The 23,192-nt window shown below is 64.8% G+C and carries 26 protein-coding genes; 16 read left to right on the forward strand and 10 right to left on the reverse strand.

Annotated elements, in window-relative coordinates:
• Window positions 1–56: 56 nt before the first annotated feature.
• Window positions 57–293 (reverse strand): DUF6884 domain-containing protein, encoded by a 237-nt coding sequence (locus HAP54_RS52600; RefSeq protein WP_414646228.1) that lies wholly within the window; start codon window positions 291–293, stop codon window positions 57–59.
• A 429-nt stretch (window positions 294–722) separates the two neighbouring features.
• Between HAP54_RS52600 and HAP54_RS29410 the strand changes: the two genes are divergently transcribed.
• Window positions 723–1,160 carry a twin-arginine translocation pathway signal gene (locus HAP54_RS29410; RefSeq protein WP_166293544.1) on the forward strand — a complete coding sequence of 146 codons (438 nt, stop codon included), beginning with the start codon at window positions 723–725 and terminating at the stop codon, window positions 1,158–1,160.
• Between the two features lie 54 nt (window positions 1,161–1,214).
• Here HAP54_RS29410 and HAP54_RS29415 read toward each other — a convergent pair whose 3' ends face one another.
• Both HAP54_RS29415 and HAP54_RS29420 read right to left on the reverse strand, forming a co-directional pair.
• A complete protein-coding gene (locus tag HAP54_RS29415; protein ID WP_166293546.1) occupies window positions 1,215–2,417 on the reverse strand; it encodes an FAD-dependent monooxygenase in 1,203 nt (400 codons plus the stop codon).
• 7 nt (window positions 2,418–2,424) lie between these two features.
• A complete protein-coding gene (locus HAP54_RS29420) occupies window positions 2,425–2,670 on the reverse strand; it encodes a zinc-finger domain-containing protein (RefSeq protein ID WP_092115185.1) in 246 nt (81 codons plus the stop codon).
• 249 nt (window positions 2,671–2,919) lie between these two features.
• Between HAP54_RS29420 and HAP54_RS29425 the strand changes: the two genes are divergently transcribed.
• The 4 genes from HAP54_RS29425 to HAP54_RS29445 all read left to right on the forward strand — a co-directional run bounded on the left by HAP54_RS29425 (window position 2,920) and on the right by HAP54_RS29445 (window position 7,681).
• The gene (locus HAP54_RS29425) at window positions 2,920–4,053 is read left to right on the forward strand and encodes a hypothetical protein (RefSeq protein WP_166293548.1); all 1,134 of its coding nucleotides are present in this window, start codon (window positions 2,920–2,922) and stop codon (window positions 4,051–4,053) included.
• Between the two features lie 57 nt (window positions 4,054–4,110).
• Window positions 4,111–4,863: an alpha/beta fold hydrolase gene (locus HAP54_RS29430; RefSeq protein ID WP_166306436.1), complete on the forward strand. Its 753-nt coding sequence runs from the start codon at window positions 4,111–4,113 to the stop codon at window positions 4,861–4,863.
• Between the two features lie 1,591 nt (window positions 4,864–6,454).
• Window positions 6,455–7,282 carry a serine O-acetyltransferase gene (cysE, locus tag HAP54_RS29440; protein WP_029081529.1) on the forward strand — a complete coding sequence of 276 codons (828 nt, stop codon included), beginning with the start codon at window positions 6,455–6,457 and terminating at the stop codon, window positions 7,280–7,282.
• 186 nt (window positions 7,283–7,468) lie between these two features.
• Complete coding sequence (locus tag HAP54_RS29445; protein WP_024582483.1) at window positions 7,469–7,681, forward strand: DUF3126 family protein; 213 nt, start codon at window positions 7,469–7,471, stop codon at window positions 7,679–7,681.
• Between the two features lie 96 nt (window positions 7,682–7,777).
• On the opposite strand, the gene HAP54_RS29450 is transcribed toward HAP54_RS29445, so the two are convergent.
• Window positions 7,778–8,488, reverse strand: a complete 711-nt coding sequence (locus HAP54_RS29450; RefSeq protein WP_166293550.1) for a hypothetical protein — start codon at window positions 8,486–8,488, stop codon at window positions 7,778–7,780.
• Between the two features lie 219 nt (window positions 8,489–8,707).
• Here HAP54_RS29450 and HAP54_RS29455 point away from each other — a divergent pair, with 219 nt between their 5' ends.
• Both HAP54_RS29455 and HAP54_RS29460 read left to right on the forward strand, forming a co-directional pair.
• The gene (locus HAP54_RS29455; protein ID WP_166293552.1) at window positions 8,708–9,037 is read left to right on the forward strand and encodes a DUF6949 family protein; all 330 of its coding nucleotides are present in this window, start codon (window positions 8,708–8,710) and stop codon (window positions 9,035–9,037) included.
• Window positions 9,038–9,221: 184 nt separating this feature from the next.
• The gene (locus HAP54_RS29460; protein ID WP_029081524.1) at window positions 9,222–9,752 is read left to right on the forward strand and encodes a gamma carbonic anhydrase family protein; all 531 of its coding nucleotides are present in this window, start codon (window positions 9,222–9,224) and stop codon (window positions 9,750–9,752) included.
• A gap of 128 nt (window positions 9,753–9,880) precedes the next feature.
• On the opposite strand, the gene HAP54_RS29465 is transcribed toward HAP54_RS29460, so the two are convergent.
• The gene (locus tag HAP54_RS29465) at window positions 9,881–10,117 is read right to left on the reverse strand and encodes a hypothetical protein (RefSeq protein WP_166293554.1); all 237 of its coding nucleotides are present in this window, start codon (window positions 10,115–10,117) and stop codon (window positions 9,881–9,883) included.
• Window positions 10,095–10,487 carry a hypothetical protein gene (locus HAP54_RS29470; RefSeq protein WP_166293556.1) on the reverse strand — a complete coding sequence of 131 codons (393 nt, stop codon included), beginning with the start codon at window positions 10,485–10,487 and terminating at the stop codon, window positions 10,095–10,097. Before HAP54_RS29470 ends, HAP54_RS29465 begins: the two co-directional genes overlap by 23 nt.
• Window positions 10,488–10,661: 174 nt before the next feature.
• On the opposite strand from HAP54_RS29470, the gene HAP54_RS29475 reads away from it, so the two are divergent.
• Both HAP54_RS29475 and HAP54_RS29480 read left to right on the forward strand, forming a co-directional pair.
• On the forward strand, window positions 10,662–11,174 hold the full coding sequence (locus HAP54_RS29475; protein ID WP_166293558.1) for a hypothetical protein: 513 nt from the start codon (window positions 10,662–10,664) through the stop codon (window positions 11,172–11,174).
• Between the two features lie 211 nt (window positions 11,175–11,385).
• Window positions 11,386–11,535 (forward strand): hypothetical protein, encoded by a 150-nt coding sequence (locus tag HAP54_RS29480; protein WP_166293560.1) that lies wholly within the window; start codon window positions 11,386–11,388, stop codon window positions 11,533–11,535.
• A gap of 431 nt (window positions 11,536–11,966) precedes the next feature.
• Here HAP54_RS29480 and HAP54_RS29485 read toward each other — a convergent pair whose 3' ends face one another.
• The 3 genes from HAP54_RS29485 to HAP54_RS29495 all read right to left on the reverse strand — a co-directional run bounded on the left by HAP54_RS29485 (window position 11,967) and on the right by HAP54_RS29495 (window position 13,817).
• Window positions 11,967–12,458 carry a hypothetical protein gene (locus tag HAP54_RS29485; protein ID WP_166293562.1) on the reverse strand — a complete coding sequence of 164 codons (492 nt, stop codon included), beginning with the start codon at window positions 12,456–12,458 and terminating at the stop codon, window positions 11,967–11,969.
• Window positions 12,459–12,627: 169 nt separating this feature from the next.
• On the reverse strand, window positions 12,628–13,152 hold the full coding sequence (gene fabA / locus HAP54_RS29490; protein WP_414646151.1) for a bifunctional 3-hydroxydecanoyl-ACP dehydratase/trans-2-decenoyl-ACP isomerase: 525 nt from the start codon (window positions 13,150–13,152) through the stop codon (window positions 12,628–12,630).
• An 11-nt stretch (window positions 13,153–13,163) separates the two neighbouring features.
• Window positions 13,164–13,817, reverse strand: a complete 654-nt coding sequence (locus tag HAP54_RS29495; protein ID WP_166293564.1) for a TetR/AcrR family transcriptional regulator — start codon at window positions 13,815–13,817, stop codon at window positions 13,164–13,166.
• 221 nt (window positions 13,818–14,038) lie between these two features.
• On the opposite strand from HAP54_RS29495, the gene HAP54_RS29500 reads away from it, so the two are divergent.
• A complete protein-coding gene (locus HAP54_RS29500; protein WP_283843185.1) occupies window positions 14,039–14,164 on the forward strand; it encodes a hypothetical protein in 126 nt (41 codons plus the stop codon).
• A gap of 315 nt (window positions 14,165–14,479) precedes the next feature.
• Here the strand turns inward: HAP54_RS29500 and HAP54_RS29505 are convergent, their stop codons facing one another.
• A complete protein-coding gene (locus HAP54_RS29505; RefSeq protein ID WP_166204320.1) occupies window positions 14,480–15,823 on the reverse strand; it encodes an IS1380-like element ISBdi2 family transposase in 1,344 nt (447 codons plus the stop codon).
• 191 nt (window positions 15,824–16,014) lie between these two features.
• Here HAP54_RS29505 and shc point away from each other — a divergent pair, with 191 nt between their 5' ends.
• From shc to HAP54_RS29535, 6 genes are all read left to right on the forward strand, one after another.
• On the forward strand, window positions 16,015–17,976 hold the full coding sequence (shc, locus tag HAP54_RS29510) for a squalene--hopene cyclase (RefSeq protein WP_166293566.1): 1,962 nt from the start codon (window positions 16,015–16,017) through the stop codon (window positions 17,974–17,976).
• A gap of 26 nt (window positions 17,977–18,002) precedes the next feature.
• The gene (locus HAP54_RS29515) at window positions 18,003–18,707 is read left to right on the forward strand and encodes a phosphorylase (protein ID WP_166293568.1); all 705 of its coding nucleotides are present in this window, start codon (window positions 18,003–18,005) and stop codon (window positions 18,705–18,707) included.
• Window positions 18,708–19,047: 340 nt separating this feature from the next.
• Entirely contained in the window at window positions 19,048–19,692 is a 645-nt protein-coding gene (locus HAP54_RS29520) for a TetR/AcrR family transcriptional regulator (RefSeq protein WP_166293570.1), read from the forward strand.
• Entirely contained in the window at window positions 19,689–21,377 is a 1,689-nt protein-coding gene (locus tag HAP54_RS29525) for an acyl-CoA dehydrogenase family protein (RefSeq protein ID WP_166293572.1), read from the forward strand. Before HAP54_RS29520 ends, HAP54_RS29525 begins: the two co-directional genes overlap by 4 nt.
• Window positions 21,378–21,391: 14 nt before the next feature.
• Entirely contained in the window at window positions 21,392–22,234 is an 843-nt protein-coding gene (locus HAP54_RS29530; protein WP_166293574.1) for a class II aldolase/adducin family protein, read from the forward strand.
• Window positions 22,231–23,133 carry a Rossmann-like and DUF2520 domain-containing protein gene (locus HAP54_RS29535; RefSeq protein ID WP_166293575.1) on the forward strand — a complete coding sequence of 301 codons (903 nt, stop codon included), beginning with the start codon at window positions 22,231–22,233 and terminating at the stop codon, window positions 23,131–23,133. The genes HAP54_RS29530 and HAP54_RS29535 overlap by 4 nt, the downstream gene beginning before the upstream one ends.
• The last annotated feature ends 59 nt before the right edge of the window (window positions 23,134–23,192 follow it).

The following is a 23,192-nucleotide window of genomic DNA, read 5'->3' on the forward strand; positions in this document are numbered from 1 at the left end:
GCCAAGGGATTTGATCGCCAGAAGCTAACTCAGCTGCTGGCCCAACCTAAGGCCCCTCACGGGGACCTCGACGAACAGGAACCGGGAGGCAGGGTGTCCAGCAGGGGAGCCCGATAGACGGTCCCGGCCAGGACGACGGCCGTCCCGCCGCCGACGCCTCGCTCCGCCAGCTGCCGGGTCACGACGTTGGCCCATGTGCCGCGGTCCATGACCGTCATGCGGCTCAGCGTTCGTTCGTAGGGCGCAGCGTCGGGCCAGCTTGAACCATGGCTAGATGTAGAGGTCCCGGGCAGGCATCGGCCGGTCGGCCTTCAGCTTCACAGGCGACGAATGCGGTGATTGCAACCTTAGGGTGGTTTTCCAAAACGCGATTTGTTCTTGGTTTCTCGGTGGGGCTCGCGAGATTCGCGTTGGAAACCCTATGTCGTGATTTCAATGCGTTAGAGGAATCGCAAGGAATTTTAAGTCCCTTGCGTCTACCAGTTCCGCCACGTCCGCATTGCGCCAGGCGCGCCGATTTCTAGCGCGTTTGAGCGCGAAGTGGAATTGTCATTATCCGGTGCTAACAGGTGCGGTTTCAAAGACTTAAACAGTGGCCAGCAATTCCATTTGCTTCGGCCGCCCCGCATTGGGATAAGCAGCGCGCCGCCGCGATTGAGCCTCAATCCGGACACCGGCGGCTGCTTTAGGCAATCTCAACACTGTCTGATTAAGAAAGCCGAATGTCTGTTCGTTTCCCACGCCGCTCAAAGCTGTCGCGCGCGGCGGCCGTCATTGTGCTGCTTGCCTCGGCCGCGGGCGTTTCCGGCTGCGCACAGATCGGCGACACCATGTCGCCAGCGTTCGCCGATCCCGCCAAATACGACCTTTATGATTGCAAGCAGCTTGAGACCGAGCGCAAGAACCTCGCGACCCGCGCGACCGATCAGGAGAAGCTGATGGCCAAGGCGGAGACCGGCGTCGGCGGTACCGTGGTCTCCGAGATGGTCTATCGTAACGAGCTGATCTCGATCCACGCCCAGCAGAAGCTTGCCGATCAGGCCTGGCGCAGCAACAAGTGCCATGAAAGCCCGCCGGACGAGACCGCTGCGGCCGCAGCCCCCGCCGCGCCGGCGGCAGCCGCGAAGGGGGCACGCGCCCCGCGGGGCGTCGTCCACTAAACTCAGCGCGTTCGAGCGAAGCCGATCGCTGTTCGCGCGCGTTCAGCTGATGGCTCAAACGCGCCAGTCGTAGATCCAGTCCTGTCGCGCCAGCATGCGCTCTGGACCGATGGCGCGGATCGCGAGATCGCGCGCGATCGCGAGCGGCCCGCGCAGGTGATAGATGCGGCCCTGCTGCCGGGCCAGGCGCTGGACCTTCAGTACGCGCCTGCGCCGCATCTCGGCGTAGCGCTTCAGCGCGGCGGGAATGCCTGAGGTGTTTTCCCCGGTGCAGTCGCCGAGCGCCTTGGCGAGCACGGCGGCATCCTCGATTGCCATGCCGGCGCCCTGTGCGGCGAACGGCAACATCGCATGCGCGGCATCGCCGAGCAGCGTCACCGCGCCTTCGCTCCAGCGGCCGATGTCGGGCAGGGTGAACAGCGCCCATTTGCGCCAGCCGTCGACGGCGCCGATCAGCATCCGCACGGTCGCTGGCCAGCGCGCCGTGGCGAACGCGCCCTTGATCTCGTTGATGTCGCCGGGCGCGCTCCAGCCCGGCCGGTTCCAGGTGCCTGCGACGATCGCGACCACGTTGATCTGGCGCCCACCCGAGATCGGATAGGCCACGAGATGGGCGTCCGGCCCCATCCAGAGCTGGACGCGCGGCGCGGTGTATTCACGCGGCAGGGCAGTTGCCTCCAGCGTGCCGCGCCAGGCAATCAGGCCGGAGAATTGCGGCTGTACATCCGGAAACAAATGCCCGCGCACGGCGGACCAGATGCCGTCGGCGCCGATCAGCGCAACCGCCAATTCCTTCTGCCGTGCGTTGCCGCGGCGCTGCACCACCGTCAGCCCCTTGGCGTGCTTTGTCACATCCTCGAACTGGCAGCCGAGCCGCAGGTCGATATCGGGGTGGTCGCTGACCGCGGCCTGCAGTGCGGCCTGCAGGTCGGCGCGGTGGATCACCCAATAGGGGGCGCCGGCGCGGAACTCGGCCGCCTGGCCGAGCGGCATCCGCGCGATCTCGCCGCCGGCCCGCGCGCTCAGGATGTTGACGGATTCAGGCGTGACCGCGCGCCGCGCAAGCGGTTCCTTGAGCCCGAGCCCGACCAGGATGCGGCTGGCATTGGGAGAGAGCTGGATGCCGGCGCCGGCTTCCTCGAGCCGCTCGGCCTTCTCCAGCACGACGACGCGAAAGCCTTGTGCCGCCAGTGTCAGCGACGCCGTCAGTCCTCCGATCCCGGCGCCTGCAACGATGACGGTTCGCGTCAGCGCCACGGAGCGGTCAGGCGACCTTGTCTTTCAGCACGCATTCCGGCGGCCGCGCTTCGCCGGCAGCGAGGTCGGACGCGAAGCGATAAAGCGTCGAGCAGTACGGGCAGATGATCTCGCTGTCGTTGCCGAGGTCGAGGAACACGTGCGGATGGTCGAACGGCGGGTTGGCGCCCACGCACATGAACTCCTGCGATCCGATTTCGATCACCGAGACACCGGCATCGTTATGGAAGTGCGGGACGACGTGGTCGGACATATTCTCACCTTGGTGGCAACGATGGGCAGACGCAATCGACAGCATGCGGCATCGCGAAATGCCGCGCACCATACTGGCGGGAACAGTTGATTCCTAGAGCCCCGACGGCTCATTTGCTCATGCAAATTCGACACAATCTTGTCGTCCCAGAGAAGCCCTTCTTTGGTCGGAGCCGTTGTGTCGCAAAAACGGCACACTATTTCCAAGGCGAACTGAACGAGGCGAATTAAACTTGAGGTTTCAAGCGGAATGAACGGGGTTCGCCTCAGTCTTGCGGTGGCCGGCCTGGCAACGAGCGCTGCCATCGGCGCGGTCATTTGGCCGCATGCCCATGATGCCGGCACGATCCTCGCCGCGCGGGACGATCCCGCCGAGCTCGCCGACCTCGGGATCAATTCCGTGGTGCGCAACAACCCGGCGTTGATTTCGGACAATATCGAGGCGGCACTGGCCGCGGGGGATGCCGACCTTGCGACGAGCTTTGTCGCGCTCGCCGCCGAGAAGGACATCGCGCTCGGCGATGAGCTCACAAGGCGGGTCGACGAGGCGCGCGCCGAGCAATCGTCCACCACGCATTTCGCCAAGGGGTTCGCCACCGGCCTCGTGACCGGCAACGCCGACGATGTCGCAAGCCTGTCCGGCACGGTCGCGGGCGACCTGTTCGTGTTCGGCGATGTCAGGGACGTCGTGCGCGAGGGCAAGCATCTCGTGATGGGTGAGGACACCGACCAGCTGGTGCTTGGGCTTGCGGCCGCCGGGCTCGCCGTGACGGCGGCGACCTATGTGTCGGTCGGCGGCGCCGGGCCGCTGCGCGCCGGGCTGACACTGGTCAAGGATACGCGCAAGGCGGGACGGCTGAGCGAAGGGCTGATCGAATGGGCCGGGCGTTCGACCCGCGAGGTCGTCGACCAGCCGGCGCTGCGCGAGGCGGTCGCCTCCGGCTCGGTGCTTCGCCCGGCAGAGACCGCAACCGCGATCCGCGCGGCGTTCCGCGCCGAGAAGGCCGGGGCGCTGGTGCGCGTCGCCAAGGACGTCGGACGCGTCGGCGAGGCCGCCGGGATTCGTGCCGCACGGGACACGCTGAAGGTCGCGGAGAACCCGCAGGAGATCGCGCGCGCGGCCCGGCTCGCGGAGGCGAAGGGCGGCCAGACCCGCGCGATCCTCAAGCTGCTCGGCCGCGGCGCGCTGCTGCTCGCGGCCGGCACGTTCAATCTCACCATGTGGCTGTTCGGTGCGCTGCTTGCGCTGTTCGGCTTCCTGTCCTCGATCAAGGCGACCACCGAACGGGCTACCGCGTGGTGGCTCAGGCGGAGTAAGGCGCGTCGCCTGCAGCGGCAGATGTCCGCTCAGGTTGCGCTGGCGGGTTCTGCCGCCCAGGGCTAAGCTCGCGGTCGGCTTTTCGATCGCCAAACTCAATCCCAAAAAACAACGGAATGGATGATGCCGAGTTTCCATCACGGCGACGTTGAAATTGCCTATATCGACGAAGGCGAGGGCGAGCCGATCGTGCTCGTGCACGGCTTCGCCTCGAGCAAGAACGTCAACTGGATCTATCCGACCTGGGTGTCGGATCTCGTCAAGGCTGGCCGGCGCGTCATCGCGCTCGACAATCGCGGCCACGGCGAATCCGCCAAGCTCTACGATGCCGCGCAGTACGAGATCGCGATCATGGCGAGCGACGTGATCGCGCTGATGGATCATCTTGGGATCGCGCGCGCCGACATCATGGGCTATTCGCTGGGCTCGCGGATGACAGCGATCCTTGCGCTCGAAAATTCCGATCGGGTGCGCTCGGCGATCCTGGGAGGCATCGGCATCGGGCTGATCGAGGGCGGCGGTCCCGGCGAGACCGTAGCCCTCGCGCTGGAGGCACCGTCGCTCGACGATGTCACCGATCCGGTCGGCCGCACCTTCCGCGCCTTTGCCGATCAGACCCGCTCCGACCGCCGCGCACTCGCCGCCTGCCTGCGCGGCTCGCGCCGGCTGATGACGCGCGAGGAGGCGGCCGGCATCCGCGTGCCGGTTCTGATCGCCGTCGGCAGCAAGGACGAGATCGCCGGCTCAGCGGCGGCGCTCGGCAGGATCATTCCGGGTTCGGAGGTGCTCGACATCCCGAACCGCGATCATATGCGGGCGGTCGGCGACAAGGTCTACAAGAGCGGCGTCATCGACTTCCTGTCGCGGCGAAAATAGCTCGTCGGCTTCGTTCTCCGCATCGTCTTTGGCGAAGGAGCGCGCCGCCGCGATCAGCACGACGAAGGTCGCAACCCACACCATGCGCGCGCCGTAGCGGTCGTGCGGACCCGAGATCACGCCACAGATCACGGCATTGCCGAGCAGCGCGAGCGTGACGGTGCCCGCCAGCAGCGTGAGGTCGTCGAGCCGCCGCTGCCACAGCCCGCGGCCGAACAGGATCACGACCACAAGCATCGAGGCCAGTGCGACCGGCACATGGATGCGGTTGATGGCGGTGAAGTCGAGGCGCCAGCGCTGTTGCCGCGCTGCGCGCATCGGCGCGACCTGTTTGGGAATGTAGCGCTCGATGATGCCGTAGGTGTGCGGGATCCAGCCCGAAGAGCCTTCGCCGGTTGCGACATGCATCAGCTGGTCGACTGTGGCCTCCAGCGCCGCCTTGGCCTGCCATCCCGGATATTCGGCCAGCGAACGCTCCACGATGTAGCCCATCTCGTCATTCAGTCCCTGGAAGCGGCCGAGCGTGTTGAACATGCTGTGGCCCCACAGGAAGTCGTCGGCGGTCGGCGGCAGCTCGTTGCGATAGGGGCAGAGCTTCAGGTTCTCTTTCGCGCAATGGTCGCGCAGATATTGCGTCACGATGCCATCCTGCAGCATGCGGCCGAAGGCGACGCCTACGCCGCCGGGCGTCCAGGCAAGCTGCCCTGACAGCGCGAAATTCGCCGCCAGCAGCGTCGCCGCGCCGGCGACGGCGGTCAGGCTGCCCTGCACGAGGCCCGCGATCGGGATGCGCCGGCCGAGCCACGGACGCAGCATCCAGCCGACGCAGCACAGGCCGAGCAGCACGGCGAGCGTCGCGCTGTGCGTTGAGGCCGAAAATGCGATGAAGCCAAACAGCACCGCCTTCTCCAGCGCCGCAATCCGTTCGCCGCGCAGGATGAGGATGAAGAGCGCGAGCACCGCGAGGCCGGCAAAGATGTCGGTCAGCAGCATGCTGGCGAGCCAGGGCAGGGCGGTGGTTGCGACCAGCGCGAGGCTGATCGCGATCAGCCTGACCGGCCGGGCGAGGTCGAGCACGCGCAGCGTCAGCTGCAGGATCCACAGCGTCGCCAGGGTCTGGATACCGAGGTTGAGCCAGAAGCCAGACGCCTCGCCGACATGGAGGTAGACGCCGAACACCGTGGACCGGCTCGGCACCAGATAGCCCTCGTACCAGCGTGCCAGATAGCCGCCGGTATCCCATTGGAGCAGCGGATAGCCGTTCCAGAAGGCAGGGGCGAGCAGGAGCAGGGGGATGGCAATGGTGGCGATCCAGACCGACCGCGCGTCGGTCAGGCGGGCGCGTAAACTCCTGGTACTGATGTTGTTTCCCCCTTTTTATTGGGGCTGACCATGCCCAAAACCACACTCGCGACGAAATCCGCCAATAGTTGCAGAAGCACGGCTTGATTTCGGCAAAATCCCGACCAACTCCCGTAGACGCCGGCCCCGGGGGGGTTCGGTTGAGGTTTACCGTACCGAGCCATCCCGGGACGCGCTGGGTCCATCGTGCTATAACGCACATCAGAACAACCGAATTGCGAGAGCAGCCATGGCAGTTCATCAGGTCAATCCGCAGGGGGGAAAGCTGGCGGCGCTCGATCCGATCTGGGATCGAATCCGCGGCGAGGCGGAAGACATCCTGCGGCGCGAGCCGGAACTCGCATCCTTCATCTATGCGACCGTGCTGCATCATGAGCGCCTGGAAGATTCGGTGGTCCATCGCATCGCCGAGCGGCTCGATCACGCGGCGCTGTCGGGCGACCTGATCCGCCAGACCTATGACGAGGCGTTGCGCGATGCGCCCGATATCGGCAACGCCTTCCGCGCCGACCTCGTCGCCGTTTATGATCGCGATCCCGCGACCTCGCGCTTCATCGATCCCTTGCTCTACTTCAAGGGCTTTCACGCGCTGCAGACCCATCGTCTCGCGCACTGGCTGCATCAGAAGGGCCGCAAGGATTTTGCGTTCTACCTGCAGAGCCGCTCGTCGGCGGTGTTCCAGACCGACATCAACCCGGCCGCCAGGATCGGCCGCGGCATCTTCCTCGATCACGCCACCGGTTTCGTCTGCGGTGAGACGGCCGTCATCGAGGACGATGTCTCGATCCTGCATGGCGTCACGCTCGGCGGCACCGGCAAGGAGAACGAGGACCGCCATCCGAAGATCCGCCACGGCGTGCTGATCGGTGCCGGCGCCAAGATCCTCGGCAATATCGAGATCGGTCATTGCGCGCGCATCGCGGCAGGCTCCGTCGTGGTCAAGCCTGTGCCGCACAACGTCACGGTTGCGGGCGTGCCGGCAAAAATCGTCGGCGAAGCCGGATGTGCGGAGCCGTCACGCACCATGGACCAGATGCTCAACGCGATCGGTCTTTGATTTCACTCGTTTTCTGACCGCGGCGCGTTTTTCAGCAAAGTGGACGCCGGTTCGCGTCAGGAAAACGCGTCAAAACATGAATTGCGTGCGCAACATCACGTCGCCAAAGCCCGAAAAGGCTCTGGCGATCTTTGCCGTCTCGTCCTAAAACTCCCCCGAAAATCATCGACCCGATTGGAGACGGCCGTGGACGTTCAGGAAGTCAGGAAGCTCGACGCGTATCTCAAACGCGTGTTCAGCAATCCCAAGATCCGCGTGGTGCCGCGGCCCAAGAAGGACGACTCGGCCGAGGTCTATATCGGCGAGGAGTTCATCGGCGTGCTGTTCGTCGACGACGAGGACGATGATCGCTCGTTCCAGTTCCAGATGGCGATCCTGGAAGAAGATCTGAGCGAGTAAAGGCCGAACGGCCTCGCTGCCTGTCGCGCTGTCACGACGGGGCGCGCGAATGCGCGCCCGATATCAGGCTTCTCTCTGCCCGCAATGACGAGGAGGCTAGCCCTTCGCGCTGTGCATCTGTGCGGAGAGGCGGTTCATCGCGGTGGCGATGTCGCGCCATTGCGCGAGCCAGCCGCGCGGAAAGCGGAAGGTCAGATCGGCGCCCTCGATGCGCTGCTCACTCAGGCACATGCCGGGCGTCGAGCTATCGCGCGTGCAGCGCGCGGTCAGCTGCGGCTCGCTCGCGGTGAACAGGTCCTCGCCGCCATAGGGCGTGCCGTCGCGGAATGCGCGCGTCGTCAAGCCGTCATCGGTCGTCGCGCGCTCGTCCAGATAGCGCGGATAGATCGTGCGCAGCCGCATCTCGGGTGCGAGTGAATCGTGGTGCGCCGCGATCGACACGAAGATCCGGTCGATCGGCTGCACCTTGTCCTCGACGGTGTCGGCACTGTAGTGCTTCGGCGCGGCAGGCGCCTCCAGCGACGGATAGAGGAAGCTCAGATCGACGCGCTCCTGCGGCCCGGAATGGCGCTGGACCTTCATGCGCACGGCCAAGGTCGGCACGTTGAACAGCGTGCCGCCGACGCTCACCGGCAGCCGCGACGGATCGCTCGGCGGGGCGGTGGTGTAGGTAGGCCACAACAGATAGGCGACCAGCGTGATCGCACCGGCTGCGATCACTGCCGAGGCGATGACCGGAACGAGATGCGCGCGCGGGTTGCGGCGGGTGTCGCGGGCGAGATGCTGGGCCGTCGAAAGAAGCGTCATGGGCGAAGCTGAGAGCAGGCCGGGAGTGGCCGAATCACCTGCCGAATATGCCACGAGGCGAGGAATTTCCGTACGATTCCAATGGAATCCCAAATTGATTGGCCATGCGCAAACGCCGCGCCGGAGTGGTCCGGTTAACCTTTCCTTAAGGATGATGTGGCGGCCGTCCGCCAATTCTGCGAAGCAGGGTGAGTGGCCTGTTGCGTAGCGGAAGTGCCGATGTCGCCCGATACCCTGAATTCCCTGTTCTCGCTCTTCATTGGCTTCGCGCTCGCCGGCGCATTGGCCAGCGGTTATCAGGCGATGGCCGAGCGGCCGGCCGGCTTCGGCCTGCTGCAGGAGGGCGTGGCGCCGAAGACCTTTGCCGCGGTCCCGTTCCTCGTCTTCGCCGCACCGTTCATCATCATGCGCAACACGCTGCGCGGCGCCCGCATCGAGCGCCGCCGTTTCGAATTCGTGATGATGGCAACCGTGATCTCCGGCTTCTGGAGCCTTATGTCGGGCACCTTCTTCATGATGACGCTGCGCGCCGCCGGCGTGCTCGCCTGATCCGGTCGCGATCCGCGGCCGATTACGGTCGCTTGAAACCACGTCCGCCGCTGTGCCAAGGTCGTCCTGACCAGAGCTTCGGTTCTGATTAATCAGAACCGAAAGCGCGGGATTGTCGTTTTGACGCGTTTTCTTCACGCGAACCGGTGTCCACTTCGCTCGAAAACGCTCCAGGGAGACCTTCATGGCGATCTACGAACTCGACGGGCAGGGGCCCGATCTTCCCGCTGACGGCAGCTATTTCATCGCCGACAATGCCGTTGTGATCGGCAAGGTGCGCCTCAAGTCCGCGGCGAGCGTCTGGTTCGGCGCCGTGCTGCGCGGCGACAACGAGTGGATCGAGATCGGCGAGGGCTCCAACGTCCAGGACAATTCGACCCTGCATGTCGATCCCGGCTTTCCCCTGACCATCGGCAACCACGTCACCATCGGCCACAACGCGATCGTGCACGGCTGCACGCTGGAAGACGGCGTGCTGATCGGGATGGGATCGATCGTGATGAACGGCGCGCGCATCCGGCGCGGCAGTGTCGTCGGCGCCGGCTCCGTCATCACCGAGGGCAAGGAATTTCCGGAATATTCCCTGATCATCGGTGCGCCCGCGCGCGTGGTGCGCACGCTCGACGCCGCCCAGATCGAGGCGTTGTCGCGGCCGGCGAAGTCCTACGCGATCAGGGGCCCGCAGTACAAAGCCGGGCTGAAGAAGATCGGCTAAGGCATGATCCCGAAAAGTGCGAAGCGGTTTTCCCTGCGACAAACGCGAAGCGTTTGCGCGGAGACCATGCTTAAACAAGAACCAGAAGCGCGATGATGATTCAACCCAATCTCATCGCGCTTTAGCCCTCAGCGCTTCCGGCCCTGCTTGCGTGTGCGCTTCGGTGCTGCGCCGCCTGGCTTTGCTGCCTCCTGCAGTCTTGCGCTCTTGCGCAGCGCATCCTTCAGGTCCATCGGAATACCGTGCTTCTTGAAGAGGTCGGCGAAGGCCTCGTCGGCGAGCTCCTGCAGGGTCGCCATCCGGTCGCGGCCAAGCTGCTTCAGCTTGTCGAACGTGTCGTCGTCAAACTCGATCAGCTTGCGCAAATTGCATTGCTCCCAAACTGTATTGCTCCAACGCCTGTCGGAACCGGGGTTTTGCGGACTCGTTGATGTCCGCAAGGGAGAATTCCGTGCGCAAATTATCCGCCACCGCCGCGTTAGCGACAATCGCCATTCTGCTGGCGCCAGCGGTTACCGTCGCCCAAAGCACCGGGAGCGGCAGCCCCTCGTTGGCCACCCCGACGCCACCGCAGGTCACGTCGCCGCCGCCCGGCACCACCAGCGCCGGCACGGCGCAATCCTCCGGCCGGCTGAACAGCGGTGAAGGCGTCACCACCGGATCGGCGTCGACCGAAAGCATCGACAAGGCAATCGCCGACGAGAACAGGATCGTCGATCGCCGGATGAACGGCATCTGCCGCGGCTGTTAGCTTTTCGCCGGCTGCGTCTTCGATGAACGACGGTCGCGTAGAAGTGAGTGCGACAAAGGCGCGCGGCGGAAGCTGCGGTCCTACATTGAGTTAGCATGCGCAGGACGCGGCGGAGGAGGCTTGAAAAGAAAAGCCTTGGAAAGAAGGAGTAACGGGTGATGTTGCGTAAAACGATGATTGCCTTGTTGGCTGCGGCATCGGTCGGCCTGTTCACGGCCGACGCCGCGTCGGCGCGCGGCGGTTTTGGCGGCGGCGGTTTCCACGGTGGTGGTGGTGGTGGCGGCTTCCGCGGCGGCGGCGGTTTCGGCGGCTTCCATGGTGGCGCTTTCCGCGCCATGGGCGGAGGCGGCGGCTTCCGCTCGGCTGCGATCGGCGGCGGCGGTTGGGCCGGCCGCGGTTGGGCTGGCCGCGGTTGGCACGGCGGAGGCTGGCACGGTGGCGGATTCCGGCGCGGCTGGGGCTATCCGTTCGCTGCTGCAGCGGTTGGGTTCGGACTCGGCTACGGCGCTTACGATTACTATGACGGCTACTATGGCAATCCGTATTACGCGGGCTATGGCTACGACGACGGCTACGGCTATGGCTACAGTGATGGCGGCTGCTACGTCGTTCGTCGTCGCATGCTGACGCCGTACGGCTGGCAGATCCGCCCCGTGCAGGTTTGCAACTGAGCTATCCACTGACGCATGGCCAGTCCATTCGATTGCCATGGTGATGGTTTTGGAATGGTTGGCGCGGCCTCGGTGTTGCGATGCTGGGGCGACGTTGGCTGTCGTACACTGGTATGCGGCTTGCTTCGCATTGCGGCAGTTGATGCGTGAACGCGTCGCGAAAACAAAAGGCCCGGCTGCGATTTGAGCCGGGCCTCAGAGGACAATAAAGATGCTGACCATTCCTGATCTGACATTGCTGTTCATGGTCGTTGTGTCGAGTCTCGCCGTTGCGTTGATCTACATGCTCCATCAGCTCGAGCCGAAGCTTGCCCGGCTGAGGCTGCGAGTTGATCGCGCCCGCCGCGAACGCATCAGGTAGTCCGCAATGCTGCACGCGGGGGTTTCGATCAGGTCGAGCCCGCCGCGGCGCTGTTTCGCGCGTCAGCCGAGCACGCCGTATTTCTTCAGCCACGCCTGCATCTGATTCCAGCCGTCCGCGGCCGCTTGCGCATCGCTGCGCGGGTGCACCTGTCTAGAGCGCGCCAATGATAGTCGGGAAGGGTGGGCCGCATTCCAAGGCCCTCAAAAGAACAAGGCCGTCGACGTAGTATACCGTCAACGACCTTGCCAGCCCCGGATATTGAAATCGGCTCACGCCATCCGGTTATTTGAAGATGACTCGGATTCGAAGTCCGATATGTGAACCAGTTCACAAAGTCAGGATTAATTCCCGCTAACGGGCACTTGATCGGTTTCGCGGAATTTTACGGGCGGGCCGATTGGGGAGCGCCGTGGAGACCTCGCGAGGGATCAACCGCGCGATCGGTGGCGCTTCCGGCTGGCGCTGCGGCTGGCCTTCGAGCGCTTGCGCGGGGAGGGCTCGGCGGCCGGCTCGTTGGCCTGTGCGCTCGCCAGTGACTGTTGCAGGCCCTCGACCTGTTCGGTCAATTGGGCGACCTGATCGGACAGCTTCTTGGCGTCGGCCTGCTGCGCCGCGAACTGCTTGCGCATGGTCTGCAGCTCGTCCTGGACCAGCTGCAATTGGTCGATCGCTTCCTGCTGGGTCTCCTCGATTCCCTTGGTCTTCTCCACCAGGGCCTCGGAGACCTGTGCGGTCCTAGCCTGCAACAGACGGGCGGCGACCATGCGGTCGGTCTCGGGCACGTTGCCGGTGAAGCCGCGCCACAGCGCGATCGAGCCAATTCCGAACAGCACGAGCACAAGCGCCACGGCGCCGATCGCGATCGGCTGCACGCCAATCAGGCTGCCGACTGGTGAATTCCGGGGGGCAAGTTCGACCATGCGACCAGAACCGGACATCAATTGAAAGATTTTGATTAGCACAACCGCGGCGCGGGCAAAACCCGGGGTCCGCTAGACCCATGCGGCGACAGCGAAATTTGCCGACAACTGCACGCGCTGCCCCAAAACGGGACGGCTTCCGACCGGCCGACGGGCCTGCCGCCGCAGGTCAGGTCGCGGGCGCGACGAGGCCAACCCGCATGTCCTTCGCGACATAGACGCAGCCGCCGTCGGCAAGCACGCGGCCATCGGCGATGCCGCGCCTGACCTGGCGGATGTCGACCTCATAGCGGACCAGCCGGACGTCCGGCGTGATGTGGCCCCTGAACTTGACCTCGCCGACCCCAAGCGCCCGGCCTTTGCCCGGCGAGCCCGACCATCCGAGCCAGAAGCCGATGATCTGCCACATCGCATCGAGACCGAGACATCCCGGCATCACGGGATCGCCGGCAAAGTGACAGGCGAAGAACCAGTGGCCGGGTGCAATGTCGAGCTCGGCGGCGACATGGCCCTTGCCGAAGGCGCCGCCGTCGAGGCTGATTTCGGTGATGCGGTCCATCATCAGCATCGGTGGCGCCGGCAGCTGGGCGTTGCCGGGGCCGAAATAGCCGCCCTCGCTCGATCGCAGCAGATCCGGCCTTGTGTAGGACGATTGCGGTGTGTGAAAATCGTGCGGGTTGAACAAGCTGGCCATTGAAATTGCGGTTATTGTTGAACGTTAGGGCGGCTTCGCCGCATGGTGTTTGACGGCCCGGATTGAGCCTCCGCAGGCAGCCGCAGCGCGGCCGCCATGAAGGCCCAGATGTCGTCGGTCAGCTGAGCCGGATCGGGCCGCCGTTCGCCGGTGAGTGCGCCAATCAGCGCCTGGCGGATGCCGCCGATCATCAGCGCGATGGTGAGGTGAGCGTCGATGTCGCCGGATACGATCCCGTCGCGCCGGGCGGCTTCAAGCATCCGGGCACCGGCTGCGAGCTGGCGGCGGGTGAAGGCGGTCTCGACATCGAGGACCTCGGACGCGCGGCTCAGCGGTCCAATGACCAGCGGCGCAAACGGATGATCGAAGTGGAAGGCGACGTAGGCCCCGATCCGCTGCCTTTCCCGGTCCGCCCAGCTCTCGGCTGACAGCCTGGCACCGGCGAATGCCGCCTGATCCAGCCGGTCGTAGAACTCCTCGACCACGGCGGCGATCAGGCCGGCCTTGGAGCCGAAGTGATGATAGGAGAGCCCCACCGACACCTGCGCCCGCCTGGCGACGGCCTGCATCTCCAGGTGCCCATGGCCCTCGATGAGCTCCTCTTGCGCCGCCGCGAGCAGCCGTTCCCGTGTCCTAGGACTCGTCGTGCTACTCGCCGCGCTCATTGGTTGCTCATCGCTTGGTCATCCGCTGAATTGAATTCAATTCAATATCGCTGCTGCCAGCATGTCAAGCCTCCGATGCCTGAAGGCGCAGTGAACCGGTGGAGGGCCTGCGATGGCGTTTGCGATCAAGACCGAGATCCCCGATCCACGGGCGAAGGCGTTCAGCTTCACCGCCCAGAAAACCATGCATAAGCGGCGGGCACGTCGCCACAGACGACATCGTGGTCCTGTTTGCCAGCGAGAATGAGGTCGGCCGCGAGCTCAACTTTAAATTCTATCGCCAGGCCACCAACAAGATCGTCGGCATCACGGACGAGGCTGCGTCCTTTCTCGATCGCTTCTTCTGAGGCCTGCGGTCGGGAACCGGGCGTTACCCGAGGTCCTACTGATTGCAGGAGGCCCCGCCCGGAGTTAGAATATTGGCCAGTTAATACCTTTTTCGATCAGGTTTTTAAGCAGGCCTTCTGCAAAGCGGGCCCTGCTACGTTCTGTTAGCCCGTCCTATTCGTGAGAGTGCTTTTTTTAGTCCGATTGATGTGGCCGCACATCTGCTCTGACGAGGCGCGCGGGATTGCCTTCGGCTTTTCACCGCCTGACCGACCCGTACTTTGCAACGCGCTTGAGGTGTAGGTTGGGCGAACGGGGGGCGGACGCCCCGCCGGTCAAGGACCGAGCGGCAGCAGCGCGCCTGGCAAGCCGCGGATCAGGTCGGCTTCGGGACATGCCGCGGCAAACGCAAGGCGAATGCGGCTCGTGGTCTCGACCACACGGGCAGCGAGTTTCAAGAGACGAAGACGCAGCGTCGCGAACTCGGCTGTGGCCAATTCCCGGGCTTTGGGAATCGCGTCGCGCACGGTCAGCATCAGCCAATAAGCGGCGGTGTGGAGAACGAGGCGGACTTGATTGGCGAGCGCCGAACGGCAGCTGGTGCGATCGGAGGCGAGCTGTGTCTTATGCAGCTTGATCAGATTCTCGGCTTGGCCGCGCGCGCAATACAGGCTGTCGTAGATCCACTCGGCCGAGCCGACATCGAGGCTGGTGACGACGAAACGGATGTCGAGGCCGAGCATCGTCGCCTCAATACGGGCGACGGTACGCCGTTCGCGATCCCAGGACTTGGCCTTGTGGCGCGTCTCGGTATAGCCACGCAGAACCGGCAGGTTCTCGATGGCGCGTCGCGTGCGGATGTCGTCGGCGGCCTCGTCGAGTTTTCTGGCGAGCGGCTTGGTGCCGGACAGACCGAAGATGTAGTCGATGCCGTTGGTCTCGCACCACGCCATTGCCTCCGGCCGGGCATAGTGCCCGTCGCCACGGAACGTGATTCGCGTGTTGTGCCACCGCGTCCGGATATGCCGTATCAGGCGGCGCAGATGGGCACGCACCTCGACGCCGCCCGGCGTCTTGCCGGGCCGCAACACGACCGCCACGGGCCGGCTCTTCTCCGTGTCGTAGACGTGGATCGGCAGGAAGCAGCGTTCGTCATAATGAGCGTTGAACAGCGAGAGCTGCTGATGGCCGTGGACGACATCGCAGGTATCATCGATGTCGAGCGTGACGGATGCCGGCTCGCGCGGGTAGCTATCCATCCATGCGTCGACCAAAGTGTAGGTCAGTCGGATCACGTCGCGCAGGCGCGGAGCATTCTCCAGCCGCGACAGCGTCGGTTGGGAACACAGATCGCGACCCGTGTCCGGCAGCCGTCCGCAGGCCAGCTTGAATGCGGGATCGGACCGCAGATGATCGAGGTCGTCGGCGTCCTCGTAGCCGCAGCAGATCGCGAACATGCGCGCGCGGAACATATCGACAAGGCTGTGCACGACCCGCGTCGGATCGCGCCGATCCGGGAACACCCGGGCCAAATTGTCGGCCAAGCCGAGACGCCGCTCGGCCATCGCCAGAAGCATCACGCCCCCGTTCGAGGTCAGCCGACCGCCATCGAAGGCAGCTGTGACTTTCTTGGCGTGAACGGCTGGAAACGAGAAGGGCAGAATCGTATCATCGGTCATGGCGGGCCTGGCGTTCGCGGTTGAGGTGATGGGGTTGGCTTTGCAACCGAATCCTACGCCGCATCAGCGCTTTACACCACGCTCGCCAGCCTCTCAGGCGCACTCTGACGAATAAGACGGGCTAGATTCGACCTATTGGAGCGACGCCGGCCAGCGTGGGCCGGCCCGCGATGAAGAGGATATCGAGCGAAATGCTTTCGAGAGATCACAGCGTCGCAGTCGATCCGGTCGCGCTGGAGAAGAGCATCTCCAAGGCAACCGAAGCGCTGCTCGGCTATCGCCAGTCCGACGGACACTGGGTATTCGAGCTCGAGGCCGACAGCACCATTCCGGCCGAGTACGTTCTGCTGCGTCACTACCTTGCCGAGCCGGTCGACGCCGGGCTCGAGGCCAAGATCGCCAACTATCTGCGCCGCACCCAGGGTGCGCATGGCGGCTGGCCGCTGGTGCACGACGGCCCGTTCGACATGAGCGCCAGCGTGAAGTCGTACTTCGCGCTGAAGATGATCGGCGATTCCATTGACGCGCCGCACATGGTGCGGGCGCGCGAGGCGATCCGTTCGCGCGGCGGGGCTTCGGGCAGCAACGTGTTCACGCGCTTCCTGCTCGCGCTCTTTGGCGTCGTGACCTGGCGCGCAACGCCGGTGCTGCCGATCGAGATCATGCTGCTGCCGATGTGGTCGCCGTTCCACATCAACAAGATCTCCTACTGGGCGCGCACCACCATGGTGCCGCTGATGGTGCTCGCTGCGTTGAAGCCGCGTGCGAAGAATCCGAAGGGCGTCGGCATCGACGAACTGTTCCTGGAAGATCCGAAGTCGGTCCGGATGGCGCCAAAGGCGCCGCATCAGAGCGCGGGCTGGTTCTATCTGTTCCGCTCGCTCGACGCCGTGCTGCGCGCGATCGAGCCGATGTTTCCGAAGCGCCTGCGCCAGCGCGCCATCGACGCCGCGCTCGCCTTCACCGAAGAGCGGTTGAACGGCGAAGACGGCATGGGCGCGATCTATCCGCCGATGGCCAACATCGTCATGATGTATGAGGCGCTCGGCGAGGACGAGAATTTCCCGCCGCGCGCCATCACCCGCCGTGGCATCGACAAGCTGCTCGTGATCGGCGACGACGAGGCCTATTGCCAGCCCTGCGTCTCGCCGGTGTGGGACACCGCGCTGGCCTGCCACGCGCTGCAGGAGGCCGGCGGCGAGGACACCCTTGCCAAGGCCAAGCAGGGCCTCGACTGGCTGAAGCCGCGCCAGGTGCTGGAGCTGAAGGGCGATTGGGCGGTCAAGGCGCCGGACGTCCGTCCCGGCGGCTGGGCGTTCCAGTACAACAACGACCACTATCCCGATCTCGACGATACCGCCGTGGTCGTGATGGCGATGGATCGCGTGCGGCGGCACAGCGGGACCAGGGAATATGACGAGGCGATCGCGCGCGGCCGCGAGTGGATCGAAGGGCTGCAGAGCCGCGACGGCGGCTGGGCCGCGTTCGATGCCAACAACCTCGAATATTACCTCAACAACATCCCGTTCTCCGATCACGGCGCGTTGCTCGATCCGCCGACCGAAGATGTCACCGCGCGCTGCATCTCGATGCTGGGCCAGCTCGGCGAGACCGCCGGGAGCAGCAAGGCGATGGCCGACGGCATCGCCTATCTGCGCCGCACCCAGCTGCCTGAGGGCTCCTGGTACGGCCGCTGGGGCCTGAATTACGTCTACGGCACCTGGTCGGTGCTCTCGGCGCTAAATGTCGCAGGGATCGATCGCAACGACCCGATGATTCGCAACGCGGTCGACTGGCTGGCGTCGGTCCAGAATCAGGACGGCGGCTGGGGCGAGGACGCCGTCAGTTACCGGCTGGATTACAAGGGTTATGAAGCTGCGCCATCGACTTCCTCGCAAACGGCATGGGCTTTGCTTGGATTGATGGCGGCCGGAGAGGTCGAAAATCCCGCAGTTGCGCGGGGGGTGGAGTACCTAAAGGCAACACAGACGGAAAAAGGGCTGTGGGACGAGCAGCGATACACCGCTACGGGGTTTCCGCGGGTATTTTACTTGCGATATCATGGCTACTCGAAGTTCTTTCCGCTCTGGGCGCTGGCGCGGTATCGGAATTTGAGAAGCACCAATAGCAGGGTGGTAGGGGTCGGGATGTGATTGTTGAGGCGGGGGCCGCCGAGACCGTGGGCAATAGAATTGATCCTCGGCCGGTATTGATTGTGACTGGATTGGTGCAGGAGGCCCGCATCGCGGCAGGGCCCGGCATGATCGTGATCTGCAGTTCAAGCGATCCGCAGCAGCTGCGTGCATTGCTGGCGACGCTGGATCCCATGACGTTCCGCGGCGTGATCTCGTTCGGCGTGGCCGGCGGGCTCGACCCGTCGCTGAAATCCGGCGATGTCGTGGTCGCGACCGAAGTGATGGCCGGCGATACCCGTTTCCTGGCGGCATCCGCGCTGAACGAGGAGATGATCGCCAGCGCCGCGCTGAAGCGCCGCAGGATCGTCCGTGGTGGACTTGCCGGCGTAGAAGAGGTGATTGCGGCGAAGGCCTGCAAGGCGGCCCTGCGCTCGATCACGGGCGCGGCTGCGGTCGATATGGAGAGCCATATCGCGGCAGCCTATGCCGCAAAGGCAGGCATTCCGTTCGCCGCGCTGCGTGTGATCAGCGATCCCGCGCACCGGGCGCTGCCCGAGCTTGCGAAATCCGCGGTGAAGCCGAACGGCGACATCGACCTGCGCAAGGTGCTGAGCGGCATCGCGCGCAATCCGCGCACGCTGCGGGCGTTGGTGTCGACCGGTATCGACTTCAACCGCGCGCTGCGCTCGCTGCGCAGCTGCCGCGGCTTCCTGCTCGGCAACGACGTGCTGGTGCCGGTGGAGGCCTGACAGGCCACCGGCGAGGCGCTGACGCCGAGATACACCCTCAAAAAAAGGCCCGGTCGCATCGCGATCGGGCCTTTTGTTTTGGTCGCTCATGAGCCGGCTTGATGCCGCGCCGTCCGGCTCCGCGCGTTGCTCGGCGCGGACTTGTCCAGCCGGGTAGGGATCCCGCTGTTCCCGTTCCCGCCGCCTCAGGGTGTGGCGCTGGTCTCCACTGGCCACGCCCGGCGGCCTCCGGGGCGCCTGGTGCTGTGCTGCGACCTCAAGGCTCCGCCGAATGCTTGACAAGCACTGGCATTCGATCGACTATGAATTATGATCCTATATTCATGAATTAAGGTTCATTATGGCAATCGCTGCGGTTCGCCTCAATCAACTCGTCGAAACCAAGGCGCGCATCCTGGATGCCGCCAAGGAGGCGGTGGCGTTGAGTGGCTGGAAGGATGCCCAGATCGCCCTGATCGCCTCACGGGCCGGCGTGGCCACCGGCAGCGTGTACCGCTACTTCGACTCCAAGGCGGACCTCTACGCGCAGGTGCTGGGGCTCGTTTCGGAGCGCGAGGTGGCCGTGGTCGCCGCGATCGTCGAGGCCGAAGGATCTGCGTCGCAGTGTCTGGTGGACGCGATCTACACCTTCTCGGTCCGCGCGATGCGCGGCCGCCGTCTGGCCTACGCGCTGATCGCCGAACCCTGCGAACCCGAGATCGACGCGGCGCGCCTGAAATACCGCGCGGCGCTGGCCGACCAGATCGCACGGCTGGTCCGGCGCGGCATCGCCAGCGGTGAGTTCGTCGAGATCGACGCCAACGTCGCGGCTTCCTGCGTAACCGGCGCTTTCATGGAGGCGCTGGTTGGTCCTCTGGCGCCCGAAGCGGCCCCGGATTCCGACGCGGCCAAGGCGATCGCACAATCGATCGCCGGGCTTTCCGCGCGCATGCTGTTTCGCCACGCCACGCCTGAATTGACCCCTGTATCGCGAGTCTCCGCATGAATGCGCGTGTCCAGCCGGTTGCCGTCGCGGCAACGAAAGCCAGTTCGTTTGCGACCCACGAAGTCCGCAATCAGGCGCGGCCGGCGACAGGCTTCAACGCGTTCGACGATGACCGCGCGTTGAGCGGCCTGATCGCAAGGCTCGCGCCGTGGGCAAAGGATAAGCTCTCTATGCTCGGGGCCCATGCCGGCAGCGAAGCCGTGCAGGACGCGGCACGGCTTGCCAACGAGCACGAACCGAAGCTCCAGACCCATGATCGGTATGGTAACCGGAATGACTGGGTCGAATTTCATCCGGCCTGGCATCAGTTGATGGCGCTGGCGTTCCAGAGCGAGGTTCATAGCCTCGCCTGGTCGACGCGCGAACCGCATGGACATTTGGCCCGCGCGGCGCTGAGCTATCTCTGGAATCAGATCGAGAACGGCGTCGGTTGCCCCACGGGAATGGCTTACGCCGCGATCGCCGGATTTTCCGGCAAGCCGCAATTCAGTCTGTGGCGGGAGCGAACGCTCGCTTCGGACTACGATCCGCGGCGGCTCCCGATCGAGGACAAGCGTGCGGCGGTCATCGGCTACGCGATGACCGAGAAGCAGGGCGGCTCCGACCTGCGCGAGACCCAGACCACCGCACGCTTCGTCGAGCGCGGCGCGCATGGCGAGATCTATGCGATCACCGGCCACAAATGGTTCTTCTCGGTGCCGGTCGCCGATGGGTTCTACACGCTGGCGCAGACCCAATCCGGTGTCAGCTGCCTGTTCGTACCGCGCCTGCTGCCGGACGGCAGCGCCAACCGCGTCCACATACAGCGCCTGAAGGACAAGTGCGGCAACCGTTCCAACGCCTCGAGCGAGATCGAATATCACGACACGTGGTCGATCCTGGTCGGTGAAGAAGGACGCGGGATTAAGGAAATCCTTTCGCATGCGCATCTGACCAGGCTTGACTTCGCGGTCGGCTCCGCCGGCCTGATGCGGCAGGCGTTGAGCCTGGCCTTGAACCACGCGCAAACGCGAACGGCGTTCGGCAAGCCGATGGCCGAGCTTCCGATGCAGCGCAACGTGCTCGCCGACCTCGCGCTCGAGAGCGAGGCGGCGATGCTTGGCGCATTCCGGGTCGCGCGTGCGACCGATGGCCTGCAAACCAGCGAGCACGAACGGCTGCTGGCGCGGGTCGCCACTCCAGTGATGAAGTTCTGGAATTGCCAGCGCGCCCCTTCGTTCACCTACGAGTGCTTGCAGGTGCATGGCGGCAACGGCTTCATCATGGAGAACCCGATGGCGCGGCTCTATCGCGAGGCGCCGCTGAACTCGATCTGGGAAGGCACCTCGAACATGATGTGCATGGACGTGCTGCGGGCCATGCAACGCGATGCAAACTGCCGCGATGCATTCGTCGACGAACTGCGCGCGAGCAGGGGCCTCAACCCGACCTATGACAGGAGCACGGACGATCTCGCCGATCGACTGTGTGCGCGCTATCCGGACGACGGGCATGCGCGGGCGCTGGTCACCCGCATGGCGCATGCGTTGCAGGCTGCCGAGATGTTGCGGCATGGCGACGCGGCTGCCGCCGATCTGTTCGTGCAATCCAGGCTTGGCGCGGACGGCATGCACGTGTTCGGCACGCTGCCATCGTCGGACGGCCTCAGCCGTATCGTCGCGCGCGCCTCCGTCATCCGTCACTAGGGAAGCCCAGTCACATGCGTCAGAGCGAAGTTTGTGCCGTCAACGACATCAGGGCCGTTGTGGGCGAAGAGGAATGGGCGACACGGGTCGATCTCGCGGCGTGCTACCGTCTGGTCGCGCTCTATGGAATGACCGACCTGATCTACAACCACATCAGCGCGCAAATCCCGGGGCATGACGATCAGTACCTGATCAATCCCTACGGCATGCTGTACGAGGAAATCACGGCGTCGAGCCTCGTCAAGATCGACATCGAGGGCCGCACCCTGCTGCAGCCCGACCACGGCTACAACGTCAACGTCGCCGGTTTCTATCTGCATGCCCCGATCCATCGCGCGCGGCCTGACGTGAAGTGCGTCCTGCATACCCACACCAGGGCGGGCACGGCGGTCAGCGCGTTGGCCGAGGGGCTGCTTCCACTGTCGCAGACGGCGATGCGGTTTCACGGGCGGATCGGCTATCACGATTTTGAGGGGCCGGCGATCGATCGCGACGAATGCGATCGGGTCGTCGCCGATCTCGGCCGCAACAATGTACTGGTGTTGCGCAATCATGGCCTCTTGGTCTGCGGCAACACGATTCAGCAGGCGTTCAACGCGATCTACTGGCTGGAGCAGGCGTGCCGGATCCAGGTCGATGCGCTTGGCTGCGGCCGGCCGCTGCACGCGCCGACCGAACTCGCGATCGACAACACGGTGACCTGCTTCGCCGGCACCGAGATCACGCTCGACAACGAGCGCGACACCAATCCGGTGTTGAATGAAACAGCGCAAAACCTGCAGGCCGGTTACGGCCTGCTGGAATGGCCGGCGTTGCGGCGCCGGCTCGACCGCATCGACGGGAGCTATGCGCAATGAGCACGTCGCTGGCAGCGCTGCGGATCGGCTTCATCGGCGCCGGCCGCGTCGCGCAAACGCTCGCGCCGGCGTTCGCCGGCGCGGATCTGAACGTTGCGGCCTTCTACAACCGCGGCCGTGATGCCGCGCAGCAGCTCGGATCCCGCGTGCCGTCGGCGCGGTCGATGACGCACGCGCAGCAGGTCGTGGACAGCTGCGATATGGTTTTCCTGACGGTGAGCGATGACGCGATCCTGCCGGTCTGCCGCGATTTGCGCTGGGAGCCGCGTCACCGCGTGGTCCATTGCAGCGGCGCGACCGAGCTGGCGGCGCTCGATCATGCGAAAGCCGCGGGCGCATCAACCGGCGGATTTCATCCAATGCAGATGTTTGCAAATCCCGACGTCGCGCTCGAGGGATTGCGCGGATGCACCGTCGGCATCGAGGCAGAACCCGACTTCAGGCGCGACCTCGAACATCTCGCTGTCAGCATCGGCTGCGAACCGTTGGCGCTGCCGGCCGGCGTGCGGGCGCTCTATCATGCTTCGGCCTATTATGTCGGTCCGTTCCTGATCGCGCTGCTCAAGGAGGGCGTCGAGCTCTGGAAGAGCTTTGGCGCCAGCGAGGCCGACGCGCTGCGTGCGATGATGCCGCTGTTGCGCGGGACGGTCGCGGCCGTTCTCGACGGTGGCCTCGCCAACGGCATGGGCGGCTGCGTGGCGCGCGGCGACGTTGGAACGATCCTCAAGCACCTCCGAGCCCTGGACGAGCGCTTTCCTCCCTCGGGCGCGCTGTATCGCGAACTGGCCCTGCGCAATGTCCCGCTCGGGATCGAGCGCGGCACACTCAGCGCACCGCGCGCGGCAGAGATCGAGAAGGTGCTTCGACGGAGTAGCCGGGAAGAGCAGGCGGTCTCCTGATCGAAAAAAGGCCCCGGTTCGCTGAACCGAGGCCTTTCATCATTCTGCTCACACAAAGC

Origin of the sequence: Bradyrhizobium sp. 2S1 (assembly GCF_011516625.5) — a bacterium.
Classification (GTDB): domain Bacteria; phylum Pseudomonadota; class Alphaproteobacteria; order Rhizobiales; family Xanthobacteraceae; genus Bradyrhizobium; species Bradyrhizobium septentrionale.